We start from the raw sequence: 17,906 nt of genomic DNA on the forward strand, positions 1-17,906 counted from the left end.
GACGGCCATCGGTGGACGCACGCAACGCCCATGCCACTTGTGCGCGTCACTGGCAAGTGCGGTGTGTCTGGCGTGGCAGGTCGGCTACGACTTGCTTGCTGCAATGACGTCATCGCATCACCGCTGCCACGCTTTCAAAGCGGCGTGCGGTGCAGCGTGACGGATGGGTTTGCCTACGATCGCATGCAGGCGTAAGTCCGCTGCCGCGCTACTGCTGCATGCACATCAGCGATGCGCGTGGCGCTGCCATGCAGCGCTACGCGTTCGACGCACGCTCAATCGTCGAGTTCGGCCAGCCGCGCGCGCACGCTGTCCACATCGATGTGCTCTCGCACATGCGGCCACTGCCGCGCCCACACCGAACGGAACACGATCCACGCACCGAACACACCCAAACAGGTGGAGCCCAGCGCCAGCAGCAACGGATGCAGCGGCGAGCCGGCGCCGGTCTGGAACAGATACATGAAGGCCCCGGAAAACAGCAGCCACACACCGAACACCGGCCAGTTGCTGGCCAGCAGGCTGGCATTGGGGCGCTCGATCTCGCGCAGCAAACGGCGCAGGGCCTTGCGTTCGTCTTCGTCGCTGGACGTCATCGGCTGCCGCTCCCTAGTGAATGTCTGCGTTGAATCCCGGCTACCGCGCGCTGTAACCAAGCATTGCCATCACGCACAGGATTGCATTCATGGCGCGATGACGATAACCGCACTGCTTCACCTGCACACATGCGACACCGCAGGCCAGGCAAATGTGAGCGTCCGCCCTGCTCCGATTCGCTGCAGTGCGACGCAGCCACACAGCGGCAATGTCACCAGGCGGCACATCTGCAATCCGCCAACCTGCACCTGAACAAGCATGCAGCGGGCGCTACGCATTGCCCGCTGCCTCACAATGGCCGCTGTCACACCACGCGGCAGAACACCGCCTTGAGATACCGCGATTCCTGCACGTGCGCCATGAACGGATGATCGGGGCCAGCGCCGGCCACTTTCAGGATCTGGATGGTGCGGCCGGAGAAGTACGAGGCGCGCCGCAGCATGTCCAGGAACTCTTGCTCGGCGACCAACCCGGTGCACGAGAAGGTGGCAAACAGGCCGCCCGGCTTGACCACGCCCAGCGCCAATTTATTCATGTCCAGGTACTTCTTCAGCGCGGGGATCACCTGCTCGCGGTCGCGGGTCATCTTGGCCGGGTCCAGGATCACCACATCGAACTGCTCGCCACGATTGGCCGCATCGCGCAGCCACGGGAAGATGTCGGCCTGCACGAACTTGGGCCGCACGTTGTTGAGCTTGGCGTTGCCCTTGGCAATGGCGATGACGTCTTCGTCGATATCCACGCCGAGCACCTCGGACGCACCGCGCGCGGCCGCATACACCGCAAAGCCGCCGGTGTTGCAGCACAGGTCCAGCACGCTCTTGCCGTCCACCTGCTCGCTCAGCCATTGGCGGTTGTCGCGCTGGTCGGCGAAGAAACCGGTCTTGTGCGCGCCGGCCGGGTCGGCGCGGAACTTGATGCCGTGCTCGGTGATGACGGCCGCTTCGGTGGTGGTGTTGCTGTGGAAGTCGAAGCTCTCCTGCTTTTGCACGTGTTCGTCGGCAAAGCTGTGGAAGCGGCAGCCCGGGAACTGCTCGCGTAGTGCCTCGTAGATCCATTCGCGGTGGCGGAACATGCCGGCGGCGAAGAACTCCACCACCACCAGGTCGCCGTAGCGGTCCACCACCAGGCCGGACAGGCCATCGCCTTCACTGTGCACAACGCGCCAGGCATCGGACACGCCGTCGAGCTTGAGCCAGTCGCGGCGCAGACTCACCGCCGCGGCGATCTTGCGCGAGAACCAGCCGGCATCCACCGGGACCGACTGGTCGGTTTCCAGGATGCGCACGGCGATGCGCGAATGGCCGTTATAGAAGCCGCGGCCGATCCATTCGCCATCCACGCCGACCACATCGACGATGGTGCCGGGTTTGGGCTTGGCAGCGGGCTTTTCCACCAGCTTCTGGAAGATCCACGGGTGGCTGGAGCGCCAGGCATTCTTGAGTCGGACGACGGGGACAGGAGTATTCATTCACCTATTGTATCCGGCTGGATTGACGTGCCTGCGCCGGGCACGCAGAATCAGGCTCAGAAGGGGAGTAGCTCCCAGCGTTGTCGCCGTCATTACGAGCCCTGTCAGGCGCTCCGGTGCAACGGCAACCGGCCCGGCCGGTTGCGAGCGAGACCTTCGCCGCGCAGGCGAAGGTCCGTCACCCGGAATCCACGATTTCCGTGTCACAAGGCCTCAGCCCAACCGGCTGTCCAGGTCGTTTCACTTTTCGGGATTCTTTTATGCAAACCATTGGCAATGTCTGGTTATGGGGCGGTTTCGGGGTCGTGGTGATCGCCGCGCTGCTGATCGATCTGGTGCTGATGCGCCACGGCGGCGCCCACAAGGTGACCTTCAAGGAAGCCACCTGGTGGAGCATCGGTTGGGTGCTGCTCGCGCTGGCGTTCAACGCCGGGCTGTGGTGGTACCTGCAAGGCACGCTGGGCGATGCGCAGGCCGACCAGATCGGGTTGCAGTTCCTCACCGGCTACCTGGTCGAAAAATCGCTGGCGGTCGACAACATCTTCGTGTTCCTGATGGTGATGACCTACTTCGGCGTCCCGGAGGAACAGCGCCAGCGCGTACTGATCATCGGTGTGCTCGGCGCGATCGTCCTGCGCGCGATCATGATCTTTGCCGGCTCGATGCTGCTGGCCAAGTTCCATTGGCTGCTGTACGTGTTTGGCGCATTCCTGCTGCTGACCGGCATCAAGATGTGGTTCTCCGCCGGCAAGGAGCCGGACCTGGAAACCAACCCGGTGTTGCGCTGGATGCGCAGCCACCTACGCCTGAGCCCGCAGTACCACGGCAACCTGCTCAGCGTGATCAAGGACGGCAAGCGCTGGTTCACGCCGCTGTTCGTGGTGTTGATCCTGATCGCGGTGATCGATGTGATCTTTGCGGTGGACAGCATCCCGGCGATCTTCGCGATCACCACCGACCCGTTCATCGTGCTCACCTCCAACGTGTTCGCGGTGCTGGGTTTACGCGCGATGTTCTTCCTGCTGGCCGGCATGGCAGACCGCTTCCACCTGCTGCCGTACGGGCTGGCGGTGATCCTGGTGTTCATCGGCACCAAGATGATGATCATCGATCTGTACAAGATCCCGGTGCTGGTCTCGCTGGCCGTCGTGGTGACCATCCTGGTCGCCACCATCGTGCTGAGCCTGCTGCGCCCGCCGAAGCCGGCCGGGCACTGAGGGAGCCGGGATTTGGGAATCGGGAATCGGTAAAGGCCGTTCCGCGTGCGCTGCTTGTAACCATGCGCACCGACCATCTCGACGGGTCCTTGTCCGCCCACCGTCGCGGGACCTTTGGCGGCATGGATGCCGCCAAAGAACTTACAAGGACGTACTTGCAGCGTGTCCCGCGATGGTGGGCGGGCAAGGGCCCTGCAGCGAAGTTACAGATCATCCGCTCTACAACCAACGCATCCGTACCTTTCACGGCAAGATCTTGAGCTTCAGCGTCCTTTGGATGTTCCAACCTAGCGGATCGAGTGTCGGCTCGGATTCGGACTCAGCAAGTAGCGGGATGCTGCAGACGTTCGGCTTCGCGCATCGGACACCTCCGTGACGCGTTGCAGGCTGCTGCGCCACTGACCGGCATCGGAAGTGGATTATCCCGTCGCCGGGTCTGCTTATCCCGAGCCGGATAGGCTTGTAAAAAACCCGCGCGCCGCCATCCGTGAATGCATGACAACGCGTCCTCTCGCCCCCGATACCGCCACCCAGAATCGCCTGGATCGTTCCCGGGTGCTGCGTGCCTTCAACGTCAGCCTGGCCGCCGTGCTGCTGCTGGTGGCGGTGTTCACCGCCCAGGGCATGTTCGATTGGCGCGCCTGGGCGGTGGCACCGCTGCAGGCCGACGGGCTGGTCGGCATCCTCACCGCACCGCTGTTGCATGGCTCGCTCGCGCATCTGGGCGCCAATGCGGCAGCGCTGCTGATCCTGGGCACGTTAGCCGGCAGCGTGTATCCGCGCGCCACCGCCATGGCATTGCCGTTGCTGTGGCTGGGCTCGGGGCTGGGCGCGTGGTTGCTGGGCGAGCCTGGTAGCCGCCACCTGGGCGCCAGCGGCGTGACCCACGGCCTGATGTTTCTGGTGTTCGTGCTGGGACTGCTGCGGCGCGACCGCCCGGCGATCGCCACCAGCATGATCGCTTTCCTGTTCTACGGCGGCATGTTGGTGACCATCCTGCCGCACGAAGCCGGTGTGTCCTGGCAATCGCATCTGGGCGGCGCAGTCGCCGGCCTGATCGCCGCCCTGCTGCTGCGCCTGCGCGACCCGCAGCAGGCCAAGCCGCGCTATAGCTGGGAAGACGAGGACGAGGACGCTGCCTGGGAAGTGAGCAACGCCGAACACGCCATGCTGGAACCACCGCCCCCGCGTCAGGTGCCGGTGCTGTGGCAACGCCAGGAAGACGGCTCGGAAAACGTAGTGCTGCATTTTTCACCGCGTGAGCGGCCGCCGGGCACGTAGGACCGCATCTGCGTTTAACGTGGTGCATGCTCGTGCAACGCCCGCCGCGCCAGGCCCGGGTCGTCGGCGAAGAAGGCATCGATGCCGGTGGCCAGATACCGTTGCAGTTCCGCCAGCGCACCGGCTTCGTTGCGTGCGGTCGGCGCGTCGCCGCTGCGGTTATCTGCCGACAAAAAATAGTTTTCCGGACGGAACGTATACGGCTGCACCTGCAATCCGGCCGCGTGCGCATCATGCACCAGGCTGGTTGGCTGCCCCAGTCGCTGCTGCGCATCCAGCGGAATGATGGCGCGAATATCCGGCCCGATCGCATCGGCGTAGCTGGCAACCTGCTTGAGCCCCGCAGGCGTCATCAGTTGTGCGTACGTGCCTGGCGCATCGCCCTTGCCCGCATCGGGTAGTGGCATCTGCGCGCCGCCCAGCAGCTGCAGCAAACGGAGATTGCTGGCGCGGCCGATCTTGCCGCGCAGGTAACGCAGGTTTCCGGTCTCGAACGACTGAATCACCACTGGCGCGGTGCGCGTGTAGGCATGCGCCTGCAAGGTGGCCAGCACCTTGTCCTCCATTGGCAAACCCAGTGCACTGAAATAACTCGGATGCTTGATCTCCGGAATCAGCCCGACCGTGCGCCCGGTTGCAGCAGATTCGGCCGCGACGAAATCGATGATCTCGTCGAAGGTCACGATCTGAAACTGCCCGTCCCAACGCGTGCCACGCAACTGCGGCAACCGCTCGCGTGCGCGCAACGTCTTCAACTCATTCAAGGTGAAGTCTTCGGTGAACCAGCCTTCCATCGATTGCCCATCGATGGTCTTACGCGTCTTGCGTGCGGCGAACTCCGAATGGCTGGCCACATCGGTAGTGCCGCCGATCTCGTTCTCGTGACGCGCTACCAGCACACCATCCTTGGTGGACACCAAATCCGGCTCGACAAAATCCGCGCCATCGGCAATGGCTTTGGCGTAGGAGGCCAAGGTGTGTTCCGGGCGCAACGCACTGGCACCACGGTGCGCAAAGATCTGCACCGTCTTGGCCAACGGTGCCTCAGCAACTGCCGGGCCGCTCATGCCAACCATCATCGCTCCCACCAGCCAGATACGACCGCCCTGCATCATGCCTATCTCCAACGAAAAACAGCTACCGAATCGACGCAGGCCGCCAGGGGAGCCTGGCCGATGAGCGCCGCGGGAGGTACGACTGTACATCCCGCATCCGCTGCATCGTCCGCACCATCCCGACAACCACGCAAGACGTCGTGTTGACCACTCTATAACGGTCCGCGTGGACTGACCCAGCAAATCAGTGAGCAACGACAAAGCCCGCTCTTGCGATTCCCCAATCCCGATTCCCGATTCCCGATTCCCGTACTCAGAACTTCGCGTCCAAGGTCAAGAACACCTGCCGCGGCGCACTGGCGTGGAAGGCCAACTGCCGCCCATTCGGATCGCTGTTGGCGAACGCGGTGAGGTTGGAGGCGTAGCGCTTGTCGGTGAGGTTGGTGACGTTGAGCGAGAGCTTGAGCGCCTGCAACACGCCGACCTGGCCGAATTCATAGCCGGCGCCCGCATCGAAAGAGGTGTAGCCGCCAAAGCCCTGGTCGTTGGTGTAGGTGTAGTAGCGCTGACCGGTGTACTTGCCGCGCAGGTTCACGTTCCAGTTGGCGTAATTGAACGCAATTTCGCTGGCGAACATGCGCTTGGGCGTATCCACCGTGGTCTTGCCGGCGGTGGGAATGGTCACGCCGTTTTGCACGTAGTTGTCGTCGTAGGTGGAACGGTTGATCGAGGCGGAGTTGTACCACTGCAGATAGCTGGTGGGCTTCCAGATCACGGTCAGTTCGCCGCCGCGGCTGCTCACCGAGCCCACGTTGAAGAAGCGCGTGGTGCACGCCGGCGTGGTGCCCTGCTGGATGCTGGCGCAGGGATTGAGCGAGAGCAGACGGTTGTCGAAGGTGACGTCGTAGCCGACCAGCGAGGCCTCGAAGCGGTCGCGCACAAAGCGGTAGCCAGCTTCCACGGTGCGTGATTTTTCCGGCTCCAGCGCGCCTACGCTGGCATCGAACGAGGCCTGGGTCACCAGCAGCGGACCACCGGCGCCGCCGCCCTGGAACGCGGCGATGTTTTCCGCATACGAGGCGAATACTTCCTGCCCTTCGGCCAGGCGATAGCCCAGCCCGATCTGCGGCAACACCGACTCGCTGGCCTTGATCGACCCGGTCGCCACCGGCGCTTCCACCGCGATGCCCGGCGTCTCGCGTGCGGTCATTTCGGTACTGGGGCTCTTGATGCCCAGGTCCAGGCTCAGGCGCTCGTCCAGGAACTTGAAATTACCCTGCACGTAAAACTGCCGCGTGGTGATCACATAGTTTTGCGAGAACAGCCGACGGTTGGGATTTTGCAGGAACTTGTCGTCGTCCACCGGCCCGGTAATCCAGTAGAAATTGCGCTCCACGTCGTGGTGGTTGCGCTCGTACCACAGCCCGGCTTCCAGATGATGCCGGCCCAGGTCCCAACCGAGCGAAGCGATGCCGCCGGTGCGGTTGATCCAATAGTTGGTACTGCGGATGGAGATCGGCAGTGCCTGCGGCGTACCCGGGTTGGAGGCCTGGCCCGGCGACCACCAATGACCCTGCCCCTTGTTTTCGTGGTGATAGACCTGCGTATGCAGGCTGATTGCATCGTTGGGCTGGAAGTCGCCTGCCACATAGAACAGGTCGTCGTCGCGCAGCGCGCGGCTCTGGTAGTACGCATCGTCGATGTTGTCCACGCCACCGCTGAAGCCGCAGCGCGCCGCGTTGCGTGTGGCCGGCGCGCAGTATGCCGCCGCCAGTGCACGGTTCCAGTCCGGCGCATACAGATTCCAGTCCCAGCCCAGGCCACGCGCCATGCCGCTCTTGGACAGATAGGCATAATCTGCCTGCGAGGTGCGCGAGGTATCGGCGAACGCCGTCAGCTTGCCGCCGTCGAACTGATACACGCCCTTGGCGTTGAACTGCCGCGTGGTGGTCGGCGATTCCGGACGCGCCCACATGTCTGCGGTAGCTCCGATGCCCGACAGATACGCGGAAAATCCGTTGTAATCGCCGGTATCCACACGCAGGAAGGTGCGACGGTTGGCATCAGACCCCAGCGTCTGCGACACCTGGCCGCCGAACACGCTGGACGGATCGGCCGAGTAGTACTGGATGGTGCCACCGAGGTTGCTGGTGGATGCGGTGCCCAACGCACCGATGCCCGATGCCAGTTCCACGCCGCCAAAGTTTTCTGCGATCAATGCGCGGCTGATGTTGAGGCCGTTGTAGTTGCCGTAGGCGTTATCGCCCAGCGGCAGGCCGTCGAGCGTATAGCCCAGGCGCGTCCCGTTGAAGCCGCGCAGGCTGATCGTCTGCGACTCTTCGTTGGCACCGAAGGCATCGTTGGATTGCACGTTGACGCCCGGCATGCGGTTGAGCAGCTTCTGGATGCTGGTGCCCGGCGGCAGCACCGGAATGTCTTGCTGGGTGATGCGCTGCACCTGACGCGTTTCGCCCTGTCCAATCACCGAGACCGCATCGAGTTGCTGGACGGTAGAGCCGATGTCGGCGGACACGTCGGCCGGTGTATCGAACGCATGTGCAGCCGGCGACAGCACAAGCGCGGTGAGGACGGCAGCACTTAACAGATGGGTCTTGGGCATGAGCGGCAGGGGGGGAAGAGTCAAAAGATGACGGCAAGCGTGCGACAGCTGTCTTGCGTCGATGCGACGCTCAGATGACAGTGCCGAGACAGCTGCTGCGTATGTCGCGCTGCAGCTGCGTTCTGCTGGCATGCGCGTGTCATCTGTACGTCGTAATCTGCGCGCTCTTCCAGTCGTGCTGCTTCGAGGAATCGTCCCATGGCCCACCGCATCGCCCGCCACTGCCAACGGACGCTGGCAAGCGTCGCCGTCGTTGTCTTGTTGATCGGCAGCGGCCTGGCCACTGCGCGGCAACCGGCAACGCCGGCGGACTCGGTGCTTGCCACCGATGCGCAGGGATACCTGGAAAAACAGCAGTTGCCCGATAGCCTGCAGCTGGTGCCGTCCCCGCCGCAGGATGGTAGCGCCGCGCTCGCCAACGACGAGTCCATCGCCAAGGCCATGCTCGCGCTACGCGGCACACCTCGCTGGGACCTGGCCGCGCGCGACGCGGTGCTGCGCTTTCCCGACGCGGCCAGCCACTTCAGCTGCGCGCTCGGCGTGCAGATCGACCAGGCCAGCACACCGCATCTGCTGCGCCTGCTCGAACGCAGCATGCGCGACGCCAGCAGCAGCACCAGTGCCGCCAAGGCGCGTTACCAACGCCCGCGCCCGTTCATGCGCAACGCGCAACCGATGTGCACCCCGGACGACGATGCGTCCCTGCGCAAGAATGGCTCTTACCCCTCCGGCCACACTGCCATCGGCTGGGCCTGGGGGCTGATCCTGTCGGAGATCGCGCCCGCCCAGCGCAACGCGCTACTGGCGCGCGGCCGCGCCTTCGGCGACAGCCGCCTGGTTTGCAACGTGCATTGGCAAAGTGACGTCTTGCAGGGCCGCATCATGGGCGCGGCCACCGTCGCCGCATTGCACGACAGCCCGGAGTTTCAGAAGGACCTTGCCGCTGCGCGGCGCGAGCTGGCAGCGGCGCACGTGAAGCACCCGAGTTCTTCTCTGCCGGCGGCCTGTGCGGCAGAAGACACCGCGCTGCGGACGGTATTGCCGGGCGGGATGTGATGGCCGCAATGCTAAATGCAACAACCGGATGTCGGCGTACGGCTCTAAGTGTTGCGCGGGCGAGACCGAAGTGACCATCCACTGTGGAACTTGCTTCTGACTTTTTCAGAAGAATTAGCCGCGCTGATTGATTGCATGCGACGCACCCAACACCGTCGCGATAGCAGAGCAAACGTTCACCGCGACCGTGCTCGGCCCGGCATCACTTACCGATACAAAAACTCGAGAAGATCTTGCCCAGCAATTCATCGGCACTCAGCTTGCCGGTGATCTCGCCCAGCGCTGCATGCGCCAGGCGCAGCTCTTCGGCGGCAAGTTCGAGTTGTTCGAATCCCAGTTCCAGCTCGGCCGCATCCGCATGTTGCTCGGCACGCCGTAGTGCATCCACATGCCGGGTGCGTGCGGAGAATTCGCCATCCACGCTTTCAATGCCGTCGCTTAACGCCAGTTCTCGCAGGCGGGTGTGCAGTTGTTCCAATCCTTGCCCCGTCGTTGCCGAGACCGCGACTGCATTCGCATCGAGCAGCGGCGTATTGTTGTCCAGCAGATCGCATTTGTTATGAATCCACAGCTGGCGCGGCACCGCATCGATAGCATCGCCGATCGCCTCACGCGCAGCCTGTGGGTCGCGCGCATCCAGCACCACCAGTGCCAGGTCGGCGCGCTGCAATTCGGCGCGTGCGCGGCGCATGCCTTCGCGTTCGATCGCATCGCCGCCATCGCGCAGGCCGGCGGTATCGACCAGGGTCAACTCGAAGCCATCGAGCAGAATCGCTTCATGCAAGGTGTCACGTGTGGTGCCGGCCACGTCGGTGACGATGGCACGATCGCTACCGGCAAGTGCATTGAGCAACGAACTCTTGCCTGCGTTGGGCGGGCCGATCAGCACCGCATGCATCCCGTCGCGCAACTTGCGCCCGCGTTCTGCATCGCGCAGTAGCTGCGCCAGCAATGCGCGCGCCTGCTGCAATCCCTCCCGCACCTGCGTGCCGCCTAATGTATCGAGCGGTTCATCGGCAAAGTCGATCGCCGCTTCCACATGCACGCGTAAGCGCGTCAGGCTGTCGCTCACCGCATCGATGCGACGCGAGAACACGCCGTCCAACGAACGCCGCGCGGCACCGGCCGCACGCACATCGCCGGCGGCGATCAGATCCGCAATCGCCTCGGCCTGGGTCAGATCGAGTTTGCCGTTGAGAAATGCGCGTTCGCTGAACTCGCCGGCGCGTGCCTGGCGTGCACCCAATGCAATGCAACATGCAACCAATTGGCGTAACACCACCGGGCTGCCATGCCCCTGCAATTCCACCACATCCTCGCCGGTGAAGCTGCGTGGCGCGTTGAACCACAGTGCGATGCCGTCATCGATGACCTGGCCCTGCGCATCGCGAAAGCGCGCGTAGTGCGCATGCCGCGGTTGCAACGGCGCAATGCCTAACTGCGCTGCAATCTGCACTGCCTGCGGCCCGGACAGCCGCACGATGCCCACCCCACCGGCTCCGGCAGCACTGGCGATGGCAACGATGGTGGACGTGGAAGAAGACATGGGCACTGCTCTTGCGTGGACGGGGATCGGATCGGTCACGGCAATCAAAACACCCGCATCGCCTTCGGGCGAAGGTCGGGTGGACGGGCGTTAAGCGCGGCGGACAAAACGTAGGCGGCAGTTATCAGGTGCAAACGGCGCACAGGAAACGGAATGTACGAATGGTACATGTCGCATCGAGTAACGTCCGCACACGCCTGGCGGCGCGCAGCGTCGTTTGGTTAGCTGCTTGAGTGGGCATTCGTCTTTTCAGAAAGTGCACTACCCACCTTGCTCGCCCTTGTGCATCACAGCGCCTGCAGCTGCGCGCGCGCCTGCGCCGCACCACTGCCTTGCGGCTGCAGTTCCAGATAGGTGGAATAGGCCTTGCGCGCCTTGTCGCGCTCGCCCGCCTTTGCGTAGGCGTCGCCGAGATTGAGATACGCCACCGCACGCGACGGGTCGATCTTGAGCGTATTTTCCAGCCAGCGCGCCGACTCGGCAAAGCGCTCCTGGCGGTAATACACAAACCCAAGATTGTTTGCAGCCAGCGCAAAGTCTGGGCGTAGCTTCAAGGCTTCGGCAAACTGTTCGGCCGCTTCGGCATAACGTTTTTCCTTGTACAGCTGCAGGCCGCGTTCATTGGCCAACTGCGCACGTTGGCGGTCGCTGCTTTTCACCGCGGTCGGCAGGACCAGCTTGGCTTCGCCACCTTGCAAGGTCTTCACCGTAACGGGTACAGCCGCCACTGCCACGCCGGTGGTCGTGGTAGCAGGACGCGCCGCGTCGACGCGTCCGTTGAGTGCGATCGCATCGGCCGACAGCTGCGCAGTGCCCGCGGTCAGGAATTCTTCGCCGCTAGGCACCTGGAACACGAACTCGCCACCTTGTGAGCCCGGCAAGCTGCCGAATGCCGGCGTTTGCGTCGACACCGCCGAGACTGCCGGCGCGACATATGCCGCCAACTCAGTGCCGGTGATCAAGCCATCGCCATTGAGATCGCCCTTGCCCGCCAGCGCCTGCAGCAACACCCAGGTAAACACCGAATGCCCGTTCGGGCCGCTATCGGCCACTTGTTGATCGGCACCACCGGCGGTGAGCATCTGGCGCGCGATACGCCGCGCGTTCTCGCGCAGGTAGGCACTGGAAGTGGGCCCGCCACGCGTTAGCCCCAACCCGCTGTAGCAGGCGTCCATCACGAACAACACGTGCTTGGCCTGCAGGCTTTCGGCAATGTTCTGCAGGTCGCTCATCGCAATCGCGTCGCTGGCCAGATGCTCCGGGTCCGAGTCGACCGGAATGATGTAGCCCAGGTCGCGCCCGGAGGCCAGCCGACGCGTGGCGCCATGGCCAGCGAAGAACACGAACACACGGTCGTTGGTCTGCGCACGCCCCTCCCCCAGCCGGTCATGGAAAGCGGCGAGAATATTGTTGCGCGTAGCTTCGCTGTTTTTCAGCACGATCACTTGTGAGGACGGAAATCCCAGCGGACCGGTCAAGGTGCTGGCGATTGCCTGCGCATCGTTGGCCGCATATTCGAGCTTGGGCCAGTGCGCGTAGTCGTCAATGCCGATCACGATCGCCCACGACTTGGCATAGCCCGTGGTCACCGTCGCATCGGCCACGGCGCTGGGTGCACGCGCCACCGAAAACTCGCGGCCGTTCCAGCCAGCGAACTGGTAGCCGTCGGCGATCAGGCGATCCAGGATCTGCGGCAAGGCCTTCACTGCGCGATCGTGGATGTCATGGAACAGCACGATGCCGCGCTGCTCCTTGTTTACCTGGTCGAGCACGCGCTGCACGATCGACTCGGGCACCGGGTCGGCCCAGTCCAGCGAATCGATATTCCACATGATCGATTTCAGACCGGCTTCGCCGAGCAACTGCAGCCCTTCGGCATTGCGCGCGCCATACGGAAACCGGAATAACGGCGCACGTTTGTCGTCCACAGCACGCAGCAAGGTGTCGGTATCCAGCACCTGGCTGCGCAGTGCATCGCCGGTGGTCTTGGACAACTGCGCATGGGTCAGGCTGTGATTGCCCACCGCATAGCCTTCTTCCATCAGCGTGTGGCTGATCTTGGACAGCGGCGCCAGCTTGGGTTTGCCTTCGGCATCCAGACTGCCGAGATTGCGCCCCACTTCGAAGAACACCCCGGGCACGTCGTAGCGCTTGAGAATCGCCACGATCTCTTCGGTGTAGGCCTTGTGCGGGCCATCGTCGAAGGTCAGCACCACCGTCTTGGGCGGCAGGTCGCGGCCGAATACTTCGCTGTCGCTGTCGCGCGCGGAGAACGGATAGGGCTCCACCACGCCGTGGTCGCGCAGGATGGTTTCGCGTGTGTACAGCGTGCGCAGATGCGCCACGTAGTCGTCCCACTTCTCACGCTTGGGCACGATCGCGCGGCTACGGTCGAAGCGGCTGAAAATCTGCGTCAGCTCGGTGTTGTAGCTGCGTTCGATCTCATCCAGTGCTTCCAGATCTTCGCCGATGCGTTGATGCAGTTTCACCGCCGGCAGCGCAGAGTCGCGGCCGATGCGTGCATGCAACTCGCGCAACACTTCGGCAAATGCCAGGCGATCGGCATCGAACAAATCCGGAGCCGATTCCACTTCGTCCAGCACCGCAGCGAGCGTCGCGAACCGGCTGGCATCCTTGGACGTCAGGATTGTTTCGAACGCGGCGGCGATGCGTTCGCGCTGCTCGAGATTTTCATGGAACAACTGCTGCCCCACGCTGCTGGAGGTGGCCCGATCGCGTGGGGCCTGTTTATCCTCATCGGCCAGCAACACGATGATGCGGCGGTGCCGGTCCAGTTGTTCGCGCAGCTGCACGATCACTGCATGTGCAGCGTCGCCGGTCTTGTTCCCCTGCGTCCCTGCGGTCGTCGCAGCAGCAGGTGTCGCAGTGGATGCGGCATCGCCCGCGGCGTGCTTGCCACAACCGGCTAGCGCCAGCACTCCCGCGCAGCTTGCGCACAGCAACAGGCGATGCAACAGCGATGTGGTCACGACGACGTCCTTGGCGAGGAAGACAATAGACAGCAGAGACGGGCTGACATGCAGAAAGCCCGCCTTGCGGCGGGCCTTCTTCAACTTACTTGGCGTTGGCCTGGATGATCTTGCTCGGCTTCTCGCCGTGCTGGCGGATCATCCACCACTGGATCAACAGACCCAGGCCGCCGTTGACCACCCAGTACAGCACCAGGCCGGCCGGCATGAAGGCCATCATGACGCCGAACACCAGCGGCATGAACTGCATCATCTTGGCCTGCATCGGGTCCATGCCCGGGGTCGGGGTCAGCTTCTGCGTCGCCCACATGATGGCGATGTTGAGCACCGGCAGGATGAAATACGGGTCGCGTGCGGTCAGATCCTGGATCCAGCCCAGCCACGGCGCCTGACGCAATTCCACCGATTCCACCAACACCCAGTACAGCGCGAAGAAGATCGGCATCTGGATCAGCAGCGGCAGGCAGCCGCCCATCGGGTTGATCTTTTCCTTCTTGAACAGCTCCATCGTCGCCTGCTGGTACTTGACGCGATCGTCGCCGTAGCGCTCCTTCAACTGCGCCAGGCGCGGCTGGAAGCGGCGCATCTTGGCACCAGACTTATATTGCGCAGCCGACAGCGGATACAGCGCCAGACGCAGCAGCACCACCAGGCCGATGATGGACCAGCCCCAGTTGTGCAGGAAGCTGTGCAGATGGCTCAGCACCCAGAACAGGCCCTGGCCGATGATGGCCATGATCGAGAAGCGGCTGTAGTCGACCACGCGGTCCAGGCCCTTCACGTCTTCCTTGGCGATCAGGCTGACCAGCTTCGGGCCCACCCACAGGCGCGCCTCGGTGCTGGCGGTCTGGCCCGGCGCCACTGTGAATGCCGGTCCACGCAGCTCGGCCACGTCGCGCGGGCCGTCCTGGGCCAGCACATACAGCGACGCCTGGTCCTTCTGCGGGATCCATGCGGTAAAGAAGTGGTGCTGCAGCAGCGCCACCCAGCCACCGGTGATCTGGCGGTTCAGGCCGCCGTCGTCCATGTAGTCCTTGAACGCGCGGCGCTCGTAGCCCTCCTGCGGGCTGTACCAGGTCGCCCCGTTGAAGCTGAAGGAGTCCGGGTTGGTCATGCCGCGGCTGAGGATGGTCGGCACCCGGCTCAGCTTGCGGAACACGTAGCCGTTCCACGGCGCGCCACTCTTGTTGATCACCTCGTCCTTGATCGAGATCGCGTAGCGGCCGCGTTCCAGGGTGAAGGTGCGACGGATCGACACGCCATTGGGGCCATTCCATACGAACGGCACCACCAGTGTGTTCTGGCCCTTGGCCAGTTCAAACGTGCTGCCCGGCTGTTCGGCGCGGAAGCCGCCCACGCCCGGCACCGGCGAATGTTCGCTGGCCCAACCGCTGGTGGCGTTGTACGGATGCACGGCGTCTTCAGTCAGCAGGCTGACCGGTGCGGTGCCGTCCTTGGTCTGCGGAAACTGCAATAGCTCGGCATCGAGCACGCTGCGGCCGTCCAGCTTCAGGCGCAGCACGTCCGAGGTCAGCGTGATCACCGGCGCAGCGCCAGCCGCTGCCGGAGTGGCTGTGGTGGTGCTGGTGGCCGCCGGCGCCGCACCCGGCACGCCTGCCTGCGGGATCGCCTGAGCGGCAGGCACGTTGGCGGCCGGCGCCGAGGCATCCGGATCGCGTGCAGCCGGTACCGATTGCGTCGCGACTACGGCAGGTGCATTCGCCGCCGCCTTGTCCTTGCCCCACTCCATCCACAGCAGCGCCGCGACCATTAGCCAGGCAAAAATCAGGAAAACACGGGTCTGGTTCATCGGGCAGCAACTCGCTCAGTCGGAACTACAGTTCCGGCTCTGTCGGGGAAAGGGAGGATGGGTGCATCGTCCTGGCGGGCGGCATTGTGCCGGGCGCAGCAGGTGGGGGCAATGCACCGGCACGGCGCAGAAGACGCACGAAGGCGTCACGAATCTGTGGATTGGTCGCTTTTGCAGCTGCGGAGCGGGCCACAATGACGTAATCGCCACCGGCCAGATCAGGCAGCAGATGCCGCATGGCATCGCGCAGGACGCGCTTGATGCGATTGCGGCCGACTGCGCGCGTGTCCACCTTGCGCGACACCGCCATGCCCAGACGCGGCGGCGTATCGCCGGTGCGCCAATGCAGGCTGAGCAGCGGATCCGAGGTGCGACGTGCGGTATCGAAGACGACCGTATATTGCGCACGCGTACGAACCCGCGCAGAGCGAGGAAATCGCCTGCACGGGTTCGATGCGTTCACGGTAGGACTTGCCTCGGCCGCAGAGAGCGGCGCGGCAATCAAGCGCTCAGGCGCTTGCGGCCCTTGGCGCGGCGGCGAGCCAGGATCTTGCGGCCGTCGGCGGTTGCCATACGTGCGCGGAAACCATGGTCGCGTGCTCGCTTCAGGTTACTGGGTTGGAAAGTACGCTTGGTGGCCATGGGGCCCTCTGCATGGATGGAGACGAATAGAACCGGAAATTCTATAGGACCGCCCCGGGCCGGGTCAACTCCCCGAATGCTTTACCGACCGTGAGGCTGCGCACGCCCTGTGGATGGACCTGTGAATAAGTCTGGGAAAAGCCTGCCCGCGGTGCTAGTCTGGTCCATCCTCTTTTCACTTCCGGGCTGCGTGCACGGCGCCTTGCTGCGCGCCGCAGCCAGCAACAGATGATCACACTTTGATGGATGCTTGGCCCCGCTGTCTGGAACGTCTTGAAGCTGAATTCCCGCCCGAAGATGTCCACACCTGGTTGAAACCCCTGCAAGCCGAAGACCGCGGCGACGGCATCGTGCTGTATGCCCCGAATGCCTTCATCGTCGACCAGGTTCGCGAACGTTACCTGCCGCGCATTCGCGAGCTGCTGGCGTACTTCGCCGGCAATGGCGAGGTGGCACTGGCGGTGGGCTCCCGTCCGCGTGCCCCGGAACCTGCTCCGGCACCGATGGCCGCGCCCAGTGCGCCGGTCGCCGCGCCGATCGTGCCGTTTGCTGGCAACCTCGATTCGCACTACACCTTCGCCAACTTCGTCGAAGGCCGTAGCAACCAGCTCGGCCTTGCCGCGGCGATCCAGGCTGCGCAGAAGCCAGGCGACCGCGCGCACAACCCGCTGTTGCTGTACGGCAGCACCGGCCTAGGCAAGACCCACCTGATGTTCGCTGCCGGCAATGCGTTGCGCCAGGCCAACCCTGCCGCCAAGGTGATGTATTTGCGCTCGGAGCAGTTTTTCAGCGCGATGATCCGGGCGCTGCAGGACAAGGCGATGGACCAGTTCAAACGCCAGTTCCAGCAGATCGATGCGCTGCTGATCGACGACATCCAGTTTTTCGCCGGCAAGGACCGTACCCAGGAAGAGTTCTTCCACACCTTCAACGCGCTGTTCGACGGCCGCCAGCAGATCATCCTGACCTGCGACCGCTACCCGCGCGAAGTCGAGGGCCTGGAGCCGCGACTGAAGTCGCGCCTGGCCTGGGGCCTGTCGGTGGCGATCGACCCACCGGATTTCGAAACCCGCGCGGCGATCGTGCTGGCCAAGGCGCGCGAGCGCGGTGCCGATATTCCCGACGACGTGGCGTTTTTGATCGCCAAGAAGATGCGCTCGAACGTGCGCGATCTGGAAGGCGCGCTCAACACCCTGGTGGCCCGCGCCAACTTCACCGGCCGCTCGATCACCGTCGAATTCGCCCAGGAGACGCTGCGCGACCTGCTGCGGGCCCAGCAGCAGGCGATCGGCATCCCCAACATCCAGAAGACCGTGGCGGATTACTACGGCCTGCAGATGAAGGATCTGCTCTCCAAGCGCCGCACCCGGTCGCTCGCACGTCCGCGCCAGGTGGCGATGGCGCTGGCCAAGGAGTTGACCGAGCACAGCCTGCCCGAGATTGGCGACGCCTTTGCCGGTCGCGACCACACCACCGTGCTGCATGCCTGCCGGCAGATCCGCACCCTGATGGAGGCCGACGGCAAGCTGCGCGAGGACTGGGAAAAGCTGATCCGCAAGCTCAGCGAATGAGTCGGCCGGCCTACTGACGGCATGCATGGAAGAAATGCGTGGAAACGTTG

The 17,906-nt window shown here is 63.9% G+C and carries 13 protein-coding genes and 1 other RNA gene; 4 read left to right on the forward strand and 10 right to left on the reverse strand.

Annotated elements, in window-relative coordinates:
• Nucleotides 1–275: 275 nt before the first annotated feature.
• Nucleotides 276–596 carry a hypothetical protein gene (locus tag BJD12_RS12450; RefSeq protein ID WP_005993817.1) on the reverse strand — a complete coding sequence of 107 codons (321 nt, stop codon included), beginning with the start codon at nucleotides 594–596 and terminating at the stop codon, nucleotides 276–278.
• Nucleotides 597–901: 305 nt separating this feature from the next.
• Nucleotides 902–2,068, reverse strand: a complete 1,167-nt coding sequence (locus tag BJD12_RS12455) for a class I SAM-dependent rRNA methyltransferase (protein WP_005993818.1) — start codon at nucleotides 2,066–2,068, stop codon at nucleotides 902–904.
• A 260-nt stretch (nucleotides 2,069–2,328) separates the two neighbouring features.
• Between BJD12_RS12455 and BJD12_RS12465 the strand changes: the two genes are divergently transcribed.
• Nucleotides 2,329–3,285 (forward strand): TerC family protein, encoded by a 957-nt coding sequence (locus tag BJD12_RS12465; protein WP_005993820.1) that lies wholly within the window; start codon nucleotides 2,329–2,331, stop codon nucleotides 3,283–3,285.
• A 495-nt stretch (nucleotides 3,286–3,780) separates the two neighbouring features.
• Complete coding sequence (locus BJD12_RS12475; RefSeq protein WP_005991281.1) at nucleotides 3,781–4,566, forward strand: rhomboid family intramembrane serine protease; 786 nt, start codon at nucleotides 3,781–3,783, stop codon at nucleotides 4,564–4,566.
• A gap of 14 nt (nucleotides 4,567–4,580) precedes the next feature.
• Here BJD12_RS12475 and BJD12_RS12480 read toward each other — a convergent pair whose 3' ends face one another.
• Complete coding sequence (locus BJD12_RS12480) at nucleotides 4,581–5,681, reverse strand: glycerophosphodiester phosphodiesterase (RefSeq protein WP_005991705.1); 1,101 nt, start codon at nucleotides 5,679–5,681, stop codon at nucleotides 4,581–4,583.
• Between the two features lie 253 nt (nucleotides 5,682–5,934).
• Complete coding sequence (locus BJD12_RS12485; RefSeq protein WP_005991703.1) at nucleotides 5,935–8,241, reverse strand: TonB-dependent receptor; 2,307 nt, start codon at nucleotides 8,239–8,241, stop codon at nucleotides 5,935–5,937.
• A 198-nt stretch (nucleotides 8,242–8,439) separates the two neighbouring features.
• On the opposite strand from BJD12_RS12485, the gene BJD12_RS12490 reads away from it, so the two are divergent.
• The gene (locus BJD12_RS12490) at nucleotides 8,440–9,297 is read left to right on the forward strand and encodes an acid phosphatase (RefSeq protein WP_005991701.1); all 858 of its coding nucleotides are present in this window, start codon (nucleotides 8,440–8,442) and stop codon (nucleotides 9,295–9,297) included.
• A 202-nt stretch (nucleotides 9,298–9,499) separates the two neighbouring features.
• On the opposite strand, the gene mnmE is transcribed toward BJD12_RS12490, so the two are convergent.
• The 6 genes from mnmE to rpmH all read right to left on the reverse strand — a co-directional run bounded on the left by mnmE (nucleotide 9,500) and on the right by rpmH (nucleotide 16,285).
• A complete protein-coding gene (gene mnmE / locus BJD12_RS12495) occupies nucleotides 9,500–10,843 on the reverse strand; it encodes a tRNA uridine-5-carboxymethylaminomethyl(34) synthesis GTPase MnmE (RefSeq protein WP_042827933.1) in 1,344 nt (447 codons plus the stop codon).
• A gap of 98 nt (nucleotides 10,844–10,941) precedes the next feature.
• A non-coding RNA gene (locus BJD12_RS12500) (sX9 sRNA) lies at nucleotides 10,942–11,013 on the reverse strand.
• 117 nt (nucleotides 11,014–11,130) lie between these two features.
• On the reverse strand, nucleotides 11,131–13,833 hold the full coding sequence (locus BJD12_RS12505) for a polysaccharide deacetylase family protein (protein WP_050812866.1): 2,703 nt from the start codon (nucleotides 13,831–13,833) through the stop codon (nucleotides 11,131–11,133).
• A gap of 85 nt (nucleotides 13,834–13,918) precedes the next feature.
• The gene (gene yidC / locus BJD12_RS12510) at nucleotides 13,919–15,643 is read right to left on the reverse strand and encodes a membrane protein insertase YidC (protein WP_005991695.1); all 1,725 of its coding nucleotides are present in this window, start codon (nucleotides 15,641–15,643) and stop codon (nucleotides 13,919–13,921) included.
• 25 nt (nucleotides 15,644–15,668) lie between these two features.
• A complete protein-coding gene (rnpA, locus tag BJD12_RS12515; protein ID WP_039422104.1) occupies nucleotides 15,669–16,106 on the reverse strand; it encodes a ribonuclease P protein component in 438 nt (145 codons plus the stop codon).
• A 38-nt stretch (nucleotides 16,107–16,144) separates the two neighbouring features.
• Nucleotides 16,145–16,285, reverse strand: coding sequence for a 50S ribosomal protein L34 (rpmH, locus tag BJD12_RS12520; protein ID WP_002805908.1), 141 nt, complete (start codon nucleotides 16,283–16,285; stop codon nucleotides 16,145–16,147).
• A 242-nt stretch (nucleotides 16,286–16,527) separates the two neighbouring features.
• Here rpmH and dnaA point away from each other — a divergent pair, with 242 nt between their 5' ends.
• Nucleotides 16,528–17,856 (forward strand): chromosomal replication initiator protein DnaA, encoded by a 1,329-nt coding sequence (dnaA, locus tag BJD12_RS12530; protein WP_005991692.1) that lies wholly within the window; start codon nucleotides 16,528–16,530, stop codon nucleotides 17,854–17,856.
• Nucleotides 17,857–17,906 lie beyond the last annotated feature (50 nt).

Origin of the sequence: Xanthomonas vesicatoria ATCC 35937 (genome assembly GCF_001908725.1) — a bacterium.
GTDB lineage: Bacteria > Pseudomonadota > Gammaproteobacteria > Xanthomonadales > Xanthomonadaceae > Xanthomonas > Xanthomonas vesicatoria.

Excerpts from the sequence above, each read along its gene's own strand:
- BJD12_RS12450 (WP_005993817.1), bottom strand. The coding sequence starts at position 596 with ATGACGTCCAGCGACGAAGACGAACGCAAGGCCCTGCGCCGTTTGCTG.
- BJD12_RS12455 (WP_005993818.1), bottom strand. The coding sequence starts at position 2,068 with ATGAATACTCCTGTCCCCGTCGTCCGACTCAAGAATGCCTGGCGCTCC.
- BJD12_RS12465 (WP_005993820.1), top strand. The coding sequence starts at position 2,329 with ATGCAAACCATTGGCAATGTCTGGTTATGGGGCGGTTTCGGGGTCGTG.
- BJD12_RS12475 (WP_005991281.1), top strand. The coding sequence starts at position 3,781 with ATGACAACGCGTCCTCTCGCCCCCGATACCGCCACCCAGAATCGCCTG.
- BJD12_RS12480 (WP_005991705.1), bottom strand. The coding sequence starts at position 5,681 with ATGATGCAGGGCGGTCGTATCTGGCTGGTGGGAGCGATGATGGTTGGC.
- BJD12_RS12485 (WP_005991703.1), bottom strand. The coding sequence starts at position 8,241 with ATGCCCAAGACCCATCTGTTAAGTGCTGCCGTCCTCACCGCGCTTGTG.
- BJD12_RS12490 (WP_005991701.1), top strand. The coding sequence starts at position 8,440 with ATGGCCCACCGCATCGCCCGCCACTGCCAACGGACGCTGGCAAGCGTC.
- mnmE (WP_042827933.1), bottom strand. The coding sequence starts at position 10,843 with ATGTCTTCTTCCACGTCCACCATCGTTGCCATCGCCAGTGCTGCCGGA.
- yidC (WP_005991695.1), bottom strand. The coding sequence starts at position 15,643 with ATGAACCAGACCCGTGTTTTCCTGATTTTTGCCTGGCTAATGGTCGCG.
- rpmH (WP_002805908.1), bottom strand. The coding sequence starts at position 16,285 with ATGGCCACCAAGCGTACTTTCCAACCCAGTAACCTGAAGCGAGCACGC.
- dnaA (WP_005991692.1), top strand. The coding sequence starts at position 16,528 with ATGGATGCTTGGCCCCGCTGTCTGGAACGTCTTGAAGCTGAATTCCCG.